The sequence below is a fragment of the Amycolatopsis balhimycina FH 1894 genome (assembly GCF_000384295.1).
Classification (GTDB): Bacteria; Actinomycetota; Actinomycetes; order Mycobacteriales; family Pseudonocardiaceae; genus Amycolatopsis; species Amycolatopsis balhimycina.
Map to the genome: position 1 here is coordinate 8,762,105 of NZ_KB913037.1, position 13,837 is coordinate 8,775,941.

Here is a 13,837-nt window from a genome sequence, read left to right on the forward strand (position 1 = left end):
GGCCAGGCGAGCAGGAACACTCGCTCGCGGCGGTGTGCCGCGCCGACGTCGGCGGCGCGGACGCTACGCCAGAGCGCGTCATACCCTGCTTCGGCCAGGTCGCCGAGTACACGGTGGAGACCTCCGCCTTTCCAGCGAAGCGCGGCGACGTTCTCCAGGACGAGCAGCGCGGGTCGTAGTAGGCGAACGCCCGCCACGATGTCGGTCCACAGGCCACTTCGCGCTCCGTTCTCGATGCCCGCGCGCCGCCCGGCGGCGGAGATGTCTTGACAGGGGAACCCGGCGGTGAGCACGTCAACCGGCTCCACCGCGGTCCAGTCGATGGCGCGCACGTCGCCGAGGTTGGGCACACCCGGCAGCCGGGCGGCGAGGATCTGAGCGATGTGCGGGTCGGGGTCGGCGACCCAGGCGACGCGTCCGCCGCCGAACGCGGCCAGCACGCCGAGGTCCAGTCCGAGGTAGCCGGTACACACCGACCCGACGACCGGTCCGGGGCTCGCGCCGACCGACACGTTCTGCCGCGCGTCGTCCGGCACGGTCGGCGAAGTGGCCGCCCGCACCGCCCCCGCCGCCGCCGTAGTGACGGCGACGAGGGTGGGGGCGGAGTCGCGCCCCGACCGGGCTCGGGTGCGAGGTGGTCGGGTGGTCATGCCGCCCAGCTCGCCGACACACCCGACTCGCCCCTCGGGTTCTCGGCGTGTCGTGCTCGGCCGGTGAGGAGCCGTCGGGAATCCTGACGGTCCGTCGAGATTCCTGAACCCGCCGGGCGCCGCAGTACGACATCACCCGAGTTCGTTCGCGTCCTTGGTGCCGACTGGCCGCTGATCAGCGGCTTTGTGTCCTCCGCTGCGGCTGTCGGCGTGTTGAAGTTGCTTCGGGATTTCTGAAGTGGTTTCATCGCGTGTGATCTCATTCCAGGTTGAGTGAAGACAGGTGGTGTGAGTTGGCGGTCGCGGCAGTGCGGGACCTGCGGTCACATCGGCCGTCGCCCTCGGCGGATGAGCTCGAGCAGTTCGAGGTCGACGTGATGGCCGGGTTGGTGCTGGCCCGGTCTTCGGCCGGGATGGCGGACAAGACCATCCGTGGCGAGCTGAGCAACCTGGAGCAGATCCGGGACTGGTTCGGACGGCCGCTGTGGGAGATGGAACCGTCCGATGCGGACGTCTACTTCGGACGCGAGCTGCGGAAGGCGCCGAGCGGGACCCGGCTGGCGCGGGCGAGCGCGCTGTCCCTGTACTTCGAGTTCCTGGAGTTGCGGCACAAGGTCGAGCTGCACGCGATGACCGGCCGGGTCGTGGAGTGTCCGCTCGACGAGGTGAACCGGCCCCGCGGCAACAAGAACGCGAAGCTGCGCATCCCGCCGCTGGAGTCCGAAGTCCGCACCTTGTTCACGGGGTGGGCAAGAAGTCTCGCGGACTGCCGGAAGTACGCCCCGACGGCCCGTAACTACGCGGCGGCGCGGTTGATGGCCGATGTCGGGCTGCGCATCAACGAGGCCCGCCACCTCGATCTGGACGACATTCGGTGGGAACTGGGCCGCTTCGGGAAGCTGCACGTCCGCATCGGCAAGGGCGCGCGAGGTTCCGGGCCGCGGGAGCGGATGGTGCCGCTGCTCAACGACGCCGGCCGCACCTTGCGCTGGTACATCGAAGACGTGTGGGGCCAGTTCGACGACGATCACACCCGTCACGGCGCGCCGCTGTTTCCCTCCGAGCGCCGCCACACGGACCGGTCGCGTTGCCGGGTCAGCTACAACGCGCTGCGGGTCGGGCTGGTCGAGGCAACCGCCGAGCATCTGCCGTCGTGGGCGGGGCGGCTGACGCCACATGTGCTGCGGCACTATTGCGCTTCGCAGCTCTACTTGGGCGGCGTCGATCTGATCTCCATTCAGGAGATGTACGGCCACGCTTGGGTTGCCACCACGATGAAGTACGTCCATGTGCAGCGCAGCCGGATCGAGGACGCCTGGATCGCCGGGCAGAAACGCGCTGCCGCGCGGCTGGAAGGGCTGATGTGAATGCGGTGGAACCTGCGGCTGGCCGCCGCGAATCGCGGCATCTGGCAGGCATCCGACCTGCAACGCATGCTGGCCGAACGCGGCCTGGTCGTCTCGCTGGGCAAAATGTCGAATCTGTGGTCCGGACAGCCGGCGTCGATCAAGCTCGCCGATCTGGAGGTGATCTGCGCGGTGCTGGGCTGCGAGGTCGGCGAACTGCTGATCCCGGAACCGGAAACCGTGCCGCAGCCCGAGACTGCCGCGTCCGATCAGTCGGTCGCAGGCGAACGCCCGACGCCGCGTGTGGTGCCGCGGCGACGAGATGGCCGATCGCTTCCCCCGACGTGATCGGTGGTCGCCCGCGACGGCTGCGGCCGGAAGATCCCTCGTGCGGTGACCAGCTGCGCGGAGTGCTTCGCGTGGGGCGAAACGCACGCCCAGGGCGTGTGCCTGGCCTGCTACAACTTCTCCGCGCCGCACTTCGGGCACCACGTCGGTGACTGCGGCGCGTGCGGCCGCCGGATACCGCTGAAGCAGGGGTATTGCCGGCTGTGCTGGTTCCAGGCTCGGGAAGATCGCGCCGTCGCCGCCGAAGACGCGCGCTCCCGCGTCGTACTCGCCCCCTACCTCCCACGCGTGCGCTGCCAGCAACTGTTCTTCGCCGGGATGACCAAACGCCGCGGCCGCCCGCGCACCACGCCCCGCCGTTACGGCGAGAAGGGCCGACCCCACAAGACTCCGCCGACTCCGCAGGTGCGTCCGGTCAGCACCGGAACGCAACTGGCGCTGGTGTCCGCCGAGGACCTTCCGCGCAGCTTTGCGGCCGTGCGGTTCGACCTGCGCTCGGCACCCGCACCAGATAATCCATGGCTGGCCTGGGCGCTCTACCTCGCGCATGCCACCGCCGAGGCGCGCGGCTGGTCGCCGATCGCGCGCCGGGCGATGCAGCGCACGCTGGTGCGTCTGCTCGCCGACTACGACGACGGTGATCTCGTCAAGGCATCCGAGGTGCGGGCGATCGCGTTGCGCTTCTGCGTAAACGTCAACAACGCGACAGACATCCTCGACCGCATGGGCATCCTGATCGAGGATCGCACGCCCACCTTCGAGCTGTGGCTGGAGGCGAAACTCGAGGGCCTCGCCCCGGGGATCGACGCGCCGGTCCGCGACTGGGTGCGCGTCCTGCGCGACGGCGGCCCGCGCAGCCGTGCCCGACACCCGGACACCGTGTGCGCCTACCTGCGCAGTGTGATGCCCGCCTTGCGAGACTGGACCACCCGCTACGACCACCTGCGTGAAGTGACCCACGACGACGTGCTCGCCTACCTTGATCCGCTGCAGGGCAGTGCCCGGGACAGCACCGTGACCGCACTCCGTTCCGTGTTCACCTGGGCGCGGCGAAACGGGGTGATCTTCCGCAATCCCGCCACCCAAATCCGACTCGGAAAACGCGCGCACCGGATCTGGCAGCCCTTGACCGACGCCGACCTGGCCGACGCGGTCGCGGCGGCCACGACACCACAAGCACGGCTGTGCGTTGTCCTTGCCGCCGTGCACGCCGCTCGGCCGGGCCAGATGCGCGCACTGAAACTCGACGACATCCGCCTCGGCGACCGGCGACTCACCATCGCCGGAACCACCCGGCCACTCGACGAGCTGACCCACCGCGTTCTGCTCGACTGGCTCGATCACCGGCGCGGCCGTTGGCCGCACACCGCCAACCCGCATCTGTTGGTCAGCAAGGAAACCGCCTTGCACCACGGTCCGGTCAGCGCCACCTGGATCCTCGACCTTCGCGGCCTGCGCGCAACCCTGGAACGGCTGCGCATCGACCGGCAACTCGAGGAAGCACTCACCAGCGGCGGCGACCCACTTCGCCTGGCGACCGTTTTCGGGATCTCCCACACCGCCGCGGTGCGCTACGCCGTGAACGCCCTGCGACTGCTCGAGGACGATCATGCTGCCGCGCCCTCGGATCCCTTGCGAACCCGAGCATCCAACCCTGACAATGACCCAGGTGCGTGCTCGGGTTCGGTCTGAACCTGCTTCGGTTTTTCTGAACTTGAGCGGGTTAGGGCCGTGCGGAAAATCAGCACATCCTCGTGGCTGATGAGGTGCAGCGGCAGCCCGGCTTCGCGCTGTTTGCGGATGAAGTCGCGCTGAAAGAAGCTGCCGCGCGCGACCAAGTCGTGCTCGGCCGCTCGCGCCAGCAGCGCGACGCAGCGCTCGACCGGGATCAGGCCGGCGTGCAGGCCGCAGGCCAGGATCTGCGAGGGCAGGTCGATCAGCTCGGCGTGCTCGCGCCAGGGCCGGATGGTGATGGCGATGTGCCCGCCCGGCCGCAGGTAGGTGGTGAGTCCGGCGAGGATGCGGGTGAACCCGGCGAGCAGCCGGTGGTGGCCGATGTTGGCGAGGTTCCCGCGGTCGAGGGTGTTGCCGTAGAGGTGGTGGTACTTCTGCACCCCCGCGCCCGGCGCGACCGACACCTGGCCGTGCGTGGACGGCCCGTACGGCGGCGAGGTGACCACGAGTGCGGCCTGCCCGACGTACTCCGGTGGCAGCAGTGACGCGATCTGGCGGGCGTCACCGTGGAACACCCGCCCCTCGTGCTCCACTCCGGCGTCGTGGGCGAGCGCGAGGTTGGCGCGGGCGACGTCGACCCAGTGCGGCTCGTACTCGATGCCGACCGCGCGCCGGCCAGCGTGCAGAGCTTCGACGAGGGTGGTGCCGATCCCGCACATCGGGTCGAGCACCAGGTCGCCCGGCTCGGTGTAGTGGGCGATCGTGTGCGCGGCCACGGCCGGGAGCATCTTCGCCGGGTGCGCGGTCGACCCGGGCGTGTAGCGGCCCTTGCGCTGGGCGGCCGGGGAGGTCTGCGCGGTCGTCCACACCGACACCGCAACGTCTCCCACGGAGTCGTCGGCGACCCGCTCGGGCGGCGTGCCCGTGGTGCCGTCGAGGTCGTCGATGAGTGCGCGCGGGACGCGCTGGGTCGGCCCGTCCACCGGGCTCTCCGCACCGGCCGGGACCGGGTGGGTGTCGGTGTCGGACAGAGCGCGCGGGAAGCGGTCGTCGGCCACAGTCGTGCCTTCCTGGCGGTGGTCTCCGGGTTGGGCGGGGTTGGGCACCTGGGCGCTGTTCATCGGATGATTCCGCTCTTGAGCGCCGCGTCGGCCGGACTCAGGCGAGGCGGCTCGTAGTCGTGCGGCTGGGCGAAGATGAGGACGTCGGAGTGGATGCGCCGATGCGGTTGGGGCAGCCCGCGCACGACCGCGCGGTGTCGAGCTCGCGCCTCGGTCTCGGCCGCCGCACTGTCGAGTGCGGTGAGGGATTCGGCGTCGAACCGGCCGCCGCGCACCGGCGCGTGCAGGGCGATGATGTGCTGGAGGTAGAGCAGGTCGGCGTTCTGCGTCGAGGCCACGACCGCGCCGGTCGGGTCGATCAGCTCACCGGCGGGCCAGTCACAGTGGGTGAGAACGACGAGGATGCCGCGGACCCGCAGCAGTCGTGCCGCGATCAATGCCACGAGGTCGCTGGATTGGTCGCCGCCGTGCTCGGGGCGCAGGCTCGTGATGATCAGGTCGGTGTCGGCCGGCGCGTCCTCGGCGCCGTCGAAGACCTCGTCGCCGAGGTCCGTCCGCGCCGATGGGAAGGCGGTCACGGCGGAGCGATCGGCGTCGCCGACAAGGTCGGCCCAGAATGGTCGCGCACCCGGACCGGTTGCGGTCGGGTCCGCCGCGACGCGCACCACGCGGCCGGTCCGGTTGAGCTCCTCGACGGTGGCGAGCGCGTCGGCCAGTGCGTGGTCCGGTTCGGTGGCCGGGGCGTGGTCGATCACCCCGTCCGCGCCTACCGATGCGAGCGGCGCACGGCTGCCGGAGGTCGGCCAGGGCAGCAGGGCGACCCGCCCGCCGGGCTCGCTGAACGAGCTGACGATCTTGCTGACGATCGGTTCCGGCCAGGCCGTGTCGAGGTCGATCGGAGCCGGGCCGGCCGTCCAGACCGTCGCCGGGGTGGGCGTCGATGTGGACCCGCGGGACCGGGAGCGGGTGCTCGCGGAACCGGGCTTGGCGGGACTGACCCTGGTGGTGGTCGACGCGGTCGGATAGGGGCGGCGATCCCCGCCTCGGCGGGTGCCGGAGCGGGTGCTCGCCGGGCGGGTGGTGTCACCGCGCCGCTTCGGTCCGCGGCTCGTGGAGTGGTCGGACTGGGTCATGGAATCCTCGCAGAACCTCTGGGGTGCGCGCCGCGATACGTGGCGCTCTGTGACACCCCCCGACTCCGAAAAACGACCCACTTTTCCAGGACTGTTATCTAATCTTTACCATCAAACTTCGCTGTCATTCGGAAGCAAAGAATGCACATAAGGCTCGCGTGCATGCGTGCGCTGAGCCCTGTGTTTGAGTCGAGCGTTAGGAAGAACCGTCTTCTTCGTTGACGTTGAGGCATGAGGACGGTTGAGCCTTGCGCCATGGCCCACTCCTTGCCCTGTGGCCTATTACCGGATCGCCACCAAAACGCCACCAAAACACGGTCACCACAGCTCAAAGGCTATTACCGGTGATCATTAGATGATCTTGCTAGGCCTTCTGCGTGAGTCTGCATGGCGCACGTGGATGATCTTGGTAGCGACCGAAAGTGGTCGATCAAGATCATCGGTGGCGTTTTGGAGGCCATTTGGTGGCGGTTTCGTGGCGTTTTGGTGGACCTGATTCTGCTTACTTGCCTGGTCGCTGTTTCCCGGACCACGTAAAGGAGCCGACATGGCCTCGAATCACATATTCCGTCGCACGCCTTTCGAGCGTGACTCGCTGCCGCTGGATTCCGCGCGCACGGCGTTCGAGTGGTTGGTCACGGGGCCGAGCCCGGTCTCGATCGAGGGCTGGCGCTTCCCTGGCCTGCCACGGCGGCGAGTGCCCCTGGACGAGCTGCGTGACCTGCTGCTCGACGCCAATCTCCCGATGTCCACCGTGGACCCGATCTGGGTCCACCTGGTCACCCGTTCCCGCGACGAGGGTGGCGCCTGGACCGTGGCGTGCGTCGGCGTCGCGCTGCCCGCGCTGTTCGCCATCGCTGCTGAGTTGTCCGCGCCGTACGCCGACGACCACCGCGACATCCACGCCGCGATTCTGACCGGCTTCCTGTCCGAGCTGGCGAGTATCGACCTCGCCAGGCCGTGGGTCATGTGGCGGCTGCGATGTGCCGGCTTGCGTGCGGGACACCTGTTCATCCGCGAGGCGCTCGACCGCCCGATGCCCACGGACGAGGACTTTCACTCCAGTGAGCCAACCCCGCCGTGGGGGCACCCGGACTTCGTCCTCGCCCGCGCCGTCGCCGACGGAGCGATCACCGGCGACGAGGCCGAACTGATCGGCTCGACCCGCCTCGAGGAGTACACGCTCACCGCCGCCGCGGCCGACCGCGGCGTCAAGGTCACGGCCCTGCACTGGGTCCGCAGCCAAGCCGAAGCACGTCTGCTCGCCTGGCTCACCGACCAGGCCCCGCACGACGACCCCTCCGACCGCCGCGAGCGCGACGTGGAGATCCGCGCGGTGAACGCGACAGTCATCGCCACCGCCGCGAGCGATGCCTGCCGCACCCCACGACGACCGACCCGAAAGTCACGCAAGGTGACCAGGATCGGTGGAAAGTCGTTGGTCACGGTTCGGTCACGCGCCTGGAAAAAGGCTCCTGAATCCGGAGTCGAGGGCTGCGGGAGGACCCCAGCCGCTCCCGCGCACACCGCCTCGCTCGACCGCTTTGCCGGAACACCCCGGCGGCTGTCGAGCACGACTCCGGAGGTGCCGCGATGCGCCTGACCCATTCGCCCATCTGTTGCCGGCCCGACCGCCGCTCGCGCGACCGTCGGCCTCGCCGCGGAGCCGTCGCCCTGCCTCACGGGGCGGCTCGCCGAGCCCGGCGGACCAGCTCCTGCACCTCGCACCCCTCCGCCGGCACCACGGCCACACCTCCGATGTATTCCGCGTCAGCGGGCCGCCGCCGGGCCACCCTCCGGCGCAAGCTCGTCGTGCTGATCGGCGTGCTTGTGGTCGCGCTGTTCGTGCCCGCCTCGGCCGCGCACGCGGACACCGTCGTGGTCGCCCTGGCCGGATCTGTTGATCAGGTTCTGACCAACATCCGCAACTGGGTGATGGGCGTGCTCGCCGGTTTGGCGACCGTCTTCCTGTCCATCGGCGGAGTCCGCCGGGTGATGGGCGGCGGCGATCCCGGCGAGCAGGAGAAGGCCAAGGAGTGCTTCAAGGCCGCCGCGATCGGCTACGGCCTGGCCGCCCTTGCACCCCTGGTCGTCACCGTGCTCCAGGGCATCGTGGGGGCCTGAGCCATGTCCACGACCAGGCCCACCCGTCGTCGGACATCAGCCACCCCGACCGTCCACAGCCTGCGCCCCGCCGAGTCCACTCAGGCTCGCGCGGAGGCCACCGGCGCCAACCGGGAACTGCTCGCGCCTCCGGCCGCGAGCACGCGGCGCGCCAGTGGCCGGCGCACCCGGCCCGGACGATGGGTTCGGCGGCTGCGCATGACGCGAAGCCGAGCGCTGGTGATGCTGGCGCTGAGCCTGGTCGTCCTGCTGGGCGGCACTCTCGCCGTCAGCGCCGCCGCAACGCCCGGTGGTCCGGCCGCCGCACAGCCCGCGCCCACACCGCCGCTGCCGCTGCCGACCGGCGACCCGTGCACACCGGACTCGCCGTTGCCGGTCTGTCACGTTCCCGCACCCACGACCACACCGCCGCCCACCGGCGTCCCGCTGCCGATCCCGACCGGGCTGAGCACGCCGGTGACGTGCTTCCCCGGTTCGCTGCAGTACGAGTGCACGCACCCGTCCACCGCTCCGGCTCCTCCCCCGTGCACGGGGGAGGGCTGCATCCCGCAGCCGCCGACCTCGGCACCGCCCACCAATCCCGGCACTGGCCAGCCCGGCAACGGAGATGACGGCGAGGCCGACTGCGGGATCACCGACATCGGCGGCTGCATTACCAACGCGATCAACGCGTTCTTCCGGGGCATCGTCATTGCCGCGCTGAACCCGCTGCTGGACTTGCTGTCCAAGACGCTGCTGACCACTCCGACGCCCGACTCGCTGCCGGGCATCGGGGAGCTGTGGAACAACTCCTGGCAGATCCTGCTCGCCTGCTACGGGATGTTGATCCTCATCGCCGGGATCCTGCTGATGGGCTACCAGACCCTGCAGACCCGGCACTCCATCAAGGAGATCGCGCCCAGGATCGTGGTCGGGTTTCTTGCCGGAGCCCTGTCGCTGTGGGTGGCGACCAAGGCCATCGAGCTCGCCAACGGGCTGGCCCAGGCGGTGATGGGCGACGGCGTGGACGCCAGCTCGGCCGGCGAGACGCTGAAGACCATCATCCTGAACCCCATCAACATGGCGACCGGAAACGAGCTCGCCATCTGGCTCGCGCTGGCGCTAGCCGTGGTGTTGGTCATCCTGCTTGTGAGCTACGTCGTCCGGGTCGCGCTGACGGTGATCTTGATCGCCGGGGCACCGATCGCACTCATGTGCCACGCCACTCCACAGACCGAAGGCATTGCCTTCTGGTGGTGGAAAGCGGGCGGCGGCTGCCTGGCCATCCAGGTCGGGCAGTCACTGACATTGATCACCGCGATGAAGGTGTTCCTCGCGCCCGGCGGGTTCACCTTGTTCGGCCCGACCGTCAGCGGGTTGGTCAACCTGCTCGTCGCGCTCGCGCTGATGTACATCTTGTTCAAGATCCCGTTCTGGGTGCTGTCCTCGGTCAAGGGCGGCGGCGGTCGTTCGATCCTCGGCTCGATCGTGCGCGGCTTCATCGCCTACAAGACCTTCGGCCTGCTCGGTGGTCGAGGCGGTGGTGGCCGCAAGCCTCGCCCGTCCGGCGGCGGTGGTGGTGGTCGCGGAGGCAACGGGGGCGGCGGCGGTCGCGGACCGACGGACCCCTACGCCCACGCCCGCACCAACGCTGACGGCCAGTACGTGCTGCCGCTGGCCGGTGTTCGCCGCAGCCGTCCGGCCGCCAAGCCCAAGCCCGCTCCCGCGCCGAAACCGAAGGCCGGGCAGGGTCGCCAGCTGGCGCTGCCGCTCGGGGACGACTGGCCGGAGAACAAGCCGGTCCTCGGGCGCGACGGCCAGTACCGGTTGCCGCTGGACGCCGAGCGGGTCAAGCCGACGCCGCCTCCGGCATCGCCCAACCAGCCGGGTGGTCGGCGTCGGGGCGGGCAGCAGATGGAGCTGCCGTTCGATCCCTACCGGGGCAACCGGCCGACTCGCTCCGGGCAGTACCCGCTGCCACTGGACGGTTTGCGCCGCACACCGCGCCCGTCGAGCCCGCCGCCCCCGGCGGCACCCCCGGCTCGAGCACGCGGCACTCAGATGGAACTGCCCTTCGACCCGTACAAGGGCAACCGGGCAACCCGCTCCGGGCAGTACCCGCTCCCGATGGACGGCGTGCGCCGCACACCGCGCCCGTCGACCCCACCACCGGCGACGCCACCCGCACGACCGGCCTCGCCCGCCGGGCAGCAGCTCCGGCTCCCGCTGGACCTGCCGAAACCACCGCGGCGCACCCGCCGCCACCACTCAAGCCCGGAGGTAAATCGTGACTTCGCCTGTTCGCATACCCGCCGACGTCGACATGGCCGACAAAGTGATCGGCCCGTTGACCGCCCGCCAACTAGCGATCCTCGCGGTGACCGGTCTCGTGCTCTACGCCGGGTGGACCACCACTCGCGCGGTTGTGCCGCTTCCGGTGTTCCTCGCGCCGGCTATCCCGATCGGGGTGAGCGCGGCCGTCATCGCGCTCGGTCAGCGCGATGGGATCTCGATGGACCGCCTGCTGGTCGCCGCGATCCGGCAACGCATGGGACCGCGCCACCGGGTCGCCGCCCCCGAAGGCGTTCGCCCCGCGCCGGAATGGCTGACCAGCCAGACCGCCGCCACGAGTGCGAGCCGGGCCGCTGGCAAGGGCAAGTCGGCCAAGGCCAAGAGCAAGGCACCGGTGCCCGAGCAGATTTCGCCGTCGGCGTTGCGGCTGCCCGCCGAGGCGGTCACCGACACCGGCGTGGTCGACCTGGGCACCGATGGCCTGGCCGTCGTCGCGGTCGCCTCGACGGTGAACTTCGCGCTGCGGACACCGTCCGAGCAGGAGTCCCTGGTCGCGTCCTTCGGCCGCTACCTGCACAGCCTGACCGCGCCCGTGCAGGTGCTGGTGCGCACCGAACGACTCGACCTGTCCGGCCAGATCGCCGAGCTGCGGGCGCGCGCGGGCGGGTTGCCGCACCCGGCGCTGGAGGCCGCCGCCATCGAGCACGCCGACTACCTGGTGCAGCTCGGCGAGCAGACCGACCTGCTGCGCCGTCAGGTGTTGCTGATCCTGCGCGAGCCGATGGGCGCCGCCCGGCCGACCGATGGGCTCGGCGGCCCCGGCCCGCTGGCGGTGTTGTCCTCGCTGACCCGCGGCAAACGCCGCGCGAATGCCGAGAACACACAGGCGAGCGCCGGGGCACGGCGGGCGGCGGAGTCACGGCTGGTGCGCCGCCTCAGTGAAGCGATGGAGCTGCTCGCGCCCGCCGGGATCGTGGTCACCCCGCTGGACGCCGGGCAGGCCACCGCCGTGCTCGCCTCGGCGTGCAACCCCGACACCCTGCTGCCGCCCTCGGCGGCCCTGGCCGGTGCCGACGAGGTCATCACCACCGTCGGCGGCACCGACCTGGACGACGGCGACCTCGCCGAGGACCGCGCGTTCTGGCAGGGCGACGGCCGTGCCGCGGTCGACCAAGGCGAGTACGGCCCGGACGACGGCGAGGTCGACGACTGGGACTACGAGGACGAAGACGACGACTACCCGGAGAGGGGGCGGTTGTGATGACCACCCGAACGCGGCGCGGCCAGCGCCGTCCCAGCACTCGGCCCGCCGCGCACCACCGGGCAGCCGCGTTCACGCCGGACGCCCTGTCTGTCGGCGCCCGGCATCTCGAGGTCGGCAACGAGTGGGTGTCCAGCTTCGCTGTGACGGGGTTCCCGCGTGAGGTGCACCCCGGCTGGCTCGCGCCCTTGTTGACCTACCCCGGCAGGTTGGACGTCGCGCTGCATGTCGAGCCGATCGACCCGGCCACCGCCGCCGCCAGGTTGAAGAAGCAGCTCGCCAAACTCGAGAGCGGTCGGCGGCACACCGCCGAGCACGGCCGCCTGTATGACCCGCAGGTCGAAGCCGCCACTGAAGACGCCTATGACCTGTCCTCCCGCGTGGCGCGCGGCGAAGGCAAGCTGTTCCGCGTCGGGCTGTACCTCACCATCCACGCCCCGTCCGAGCGGGCGCTGGCCGACGAGGTGGCGGCGTTGCGCTCGCTGGCGGCGAGCCTGCTGCTGGATGCCAAGCACACCACCTACCGGTCACTGCAGGGCTGGGTGTCGACCCTGCCGATGGGCCTCGATCTGATCGGGATGCGCCGCACCTTCGACACGAGTGCGCTCTCGGCGGCGTTCCCGTTCACCTCGCCGGACCTGCCCGCGGCGGACCCGACCTCGGTGGCCGCGCCGTCTGGTGTGCTCTACGGCTACAACGTCGGATCGCAGGGGCTGGTGCACTGGGACCGGTTCGGCGAGGGGATGCACAACCACAACAGCGTGATTCTCGGGCGTAGCGGCGCGGGCAAGTCCTACCTGGTCAAGCTCGAACTCTTGCGCAGCCTGTACCGGGGAATCGAGATCGCGGTCGTCGACCCGGAGGACGAGTACGCACGCCTGGCCGCCGCCGTGGGCGGCACCTACGTCCATCTCGGTGCCACGGGCGTCCGGCTCAACCCGTTCGACTTGCCCATCCACACCCGCGCCGACGGCCGCCGGACCGCACCGAAAGACGCCCTCGTGCGGCGGTCGTTGTTCCTGCACACCGTCATCGCGGTGCTCGTCGGCAGTGAGTTGGAAGCCGCCGAGCGGGCCGCGCTGGACCGGGGTATCGCCGCGACGTACCAGTCGGTGGGGATCACCGCCGACGCCCGCACGTGGAGCCGGCCCTCACCGACCTTGCGGACCTTGCGCGACCAGCTGGCCACCGCGGGCCAGGCCGGCGACCGGGCCGCCGTCGAGCTCGCCGCACGGTTGCACCCGTTCGTCGAGGGCGCGTTCAAGCAGCTGTTCGACGGCCCGACGACCACCAATCCCGAAGGTCACTTGGTGGTGTTCAGCCTGCGGGACGTTCCCGACGAGCTGAAAGCCATCGGCACGCTGCTCACCCTGGATGCGGTGTGGCGGCGGGTGTCCAATCCCGCGATTCGCCGCCCGCGCCTGGTGGTCGTGGACGAGGCGTGGCTGCTGATGAAAGAGAAGTCGGGCGCGGAGTTCCTGTTCCGCATGGCCAAAGCCTCCCGGAAACACTGGGCGGGCTTGACGGTCGCGACCCAGGACACCGCCGATGTGCTCGGTAACGATCTCGGCAAAGCCGTGGTGGCCAACGCAGCGACCCAAGTGTTGCTGCGGCAGGCGTCGCAGGCCATCGACGAGATCACCCAGACCTTCGACCTGTCGGCCGGGGAACGGCAATTCCTGCTGTCGGCGGACCGAGGTCAGGGATTGCTGTCGGCGGGCACCCAGCGCGTCGCGTTCCAAAGTATTGCCTCGCCCACGGAGCACTACCTCGTCACGAGTAATCCGGCCGAACTCGCCGGGTACGCCGCGGACGTCGACCCCGGCGAGTCCGACGCCGAGGAGCAGTCCTTCGTGGATTTGGGCTTTGCCAGCGAGCAAGCGTATGCGGCCCAGGGCGATGAGTTCGGTTCGTTCGGTGCTGATGACGACATCGAACTCGACGCAGCCTGACACCGGCGGTCCCTTTC

General features: G+C 70.2%; 10 protein-coding genes and 2 pseudogenes. 8 read left to right on the top strand and 4 right to left on the bottom strand.

Annotation, left to right across the window (positions count from 1 at the left end; genetic code table 11):
- Positions 1-65 precede the first annotated feature (65 nt).
- Positions 66-650, bottom strand: a pseudogene (locus A3CE_RS58970) (DNA cytosine methyltransferase); the annotation flags it as partial.
- A gap of 293 nt (positions 651-943) precedes the next feature.
- Here A3CE_RS58970 and A3CE_RS0140325 point away from each other — a divergent pair.
- The 3 genes from A3CE_RS0140325 to A3CE_RS0140335 are packed head-to-tail and all read left to right on the top strand — an operon-like array spanning position 944 to position 4,036.
- Positions 944-2,017 carry a tyrosine-type recombinase/integrase gene (locus A3CE_RS0140325; RefSeq protein WP_020638768.1) on the top strand — a complete coding sequence of 358 codons (1,074 nt, stop codon included), beginning with the start codon at positions 944-946 and terminating at the stop codon, positions 2,015-2,017.
- Positions 2,018-2,344 carry a helix-turn-helix domain-containing protein gene (locus tag A3CE_RS0140330; RefSeq protein WP_020638769.1) on the top strand — a complete coding sequence of 109 codons (327 nt, stop codon included), beginning with the start codon at positions 2,018-2,020 and terminating at the stop codon, positions 2,342-2,344.
- Positions 2,345-2,347: 3 nt separating this feature from the next.
- The gene (locus tag A3CE_RS0140335) at positions 2,348-4,036 is read left to right on the top strand and encodes a hypothetical protein (protein ID WP_020638770.1); all 1,689 of its coding nucleotides are present in this window, start codon (positions 2,348-2,350) and stop codon (positions 4,034-4,036) included.
- Here the strand turns inward: A3CE_RS0140335 and A3CE_RS52280 are convergent.
- Together A3CE_RS52280 and A3CE_RS0140345 are read right to left on the bottom strand one after the other, a co-directional pair.
- A complete protein-coding gene (locus tag A3CE_RS52280) occupies positions 3,952-5,139 on the bottom strand; it encodes a TRM11 family SAM-dependent methyltransferase (RefSeq protein WP_020645789.1) in 1,188 nt (395 codons plus the stop codon). The genes A3CE_RS0140335 and A3CE_RS52280 overlap by 85 nt on opposite strands.
- Positions 5,136-6,212: a hypothetical protein gene (locus tag A3CE_RS0140345; RefSeq protein WP_026469328.1), complete on the bottom strand. Its 1,077-nt coding sequence runs from the start codon at positions 6,210-6,212 to the stop codon at positions 5,136-5,138. Before A3CE_RS0140345 ends, A3CE_RS52280 begins: the two co-directional genes overlap by 4 nt.
- Before the next feature lie 547 nt (positions 6,213-6,759).
- Between A3CE_RS0140345 and A3CE_RS0140355 the strand changes: the two genes are divergently transcribed.
- The gene (locus A3CE_RS0140355; RefSeq protein WP_020645793.1) at positions 6,760-7,815 is read left to right on the top strand and encodes a hypothetical protein; all 1,056 of its coding nucleotides are present in this window, start codon (positions 6,760-6,762) and stop codon (positions 7,813-7,815) included.
- 155 nt (positions 7,816-7,970) lie between these two features.
- Positions 7,971-8,336, top strand: coding sequence for a pilin (locus A3CE_RS0140360; RefSeq protein WP_020645794.1), 366 nt, complete (start codon positions 7,971-7,973; stop codon positions 8,334-8,336).
- 380 nt (positions 8,337-8,716) lie between these two features.
- Here A3CE_RS0140360 and A3CE_RS0140365 read toward each other — a convergent pair whose 3' ends face one another.
- Positions 8,717-9,106 (bottom strand): hypothetical protein, encoded by a 390-nt coding sequence (locus A3CE_RS0140365; RefSeq protein ID WP_020645795.1) that lies wholly within the window; start codon positions 9,104-9,106, stop codon positions 8,717-8,719.
- Here A3CE_RS0140365 and A3CE_RS60070 point away from each other — a divergent pair.
- The 3 genes and pseudogenes from A3CE_RS60070 to A3CE_RS0140385 all read left to right on the top strand — a co-directional run.
- A pseudogene (locus tag A3CE_RS60070) lies at positions 9,000-9,962 on the top strand (TrbL/VirB6 family protein); the annotation flags it as partial. The gene A3CE_RS0140365 and the pseudogene A3CE_RS60070 sit on opposite strands and share 107 nt — an antisense overlap.
- A 676-nt stretch (positions 9,963-10,638) precedes the next feature.
- Positions 10,639-11,868: a PrgI family protein gene (locus A3CE_RS0140380; protein WP_020645798.1), complete on the top strand. Its 1,230-nt coding sequence runs from the start codon at positions 10,639-10,641 to the stop codon at positions 11,866-11,868.
- Entirely contained in the window at positions 11,868-13,820 is a 1,953-nt protein-coding gene (locus A3CE_RS0140385; protein ID WP_020645799.1) for a VirB4 family type IV secretion system protein, read from the top strand. Before A3CE_RS0140380 ends, A3CE_RS0140385 begins: the two co-directional genes overlap by 1 nt.
- Positions 13,821-13,837: the final 17 nt, after the last annotated feature.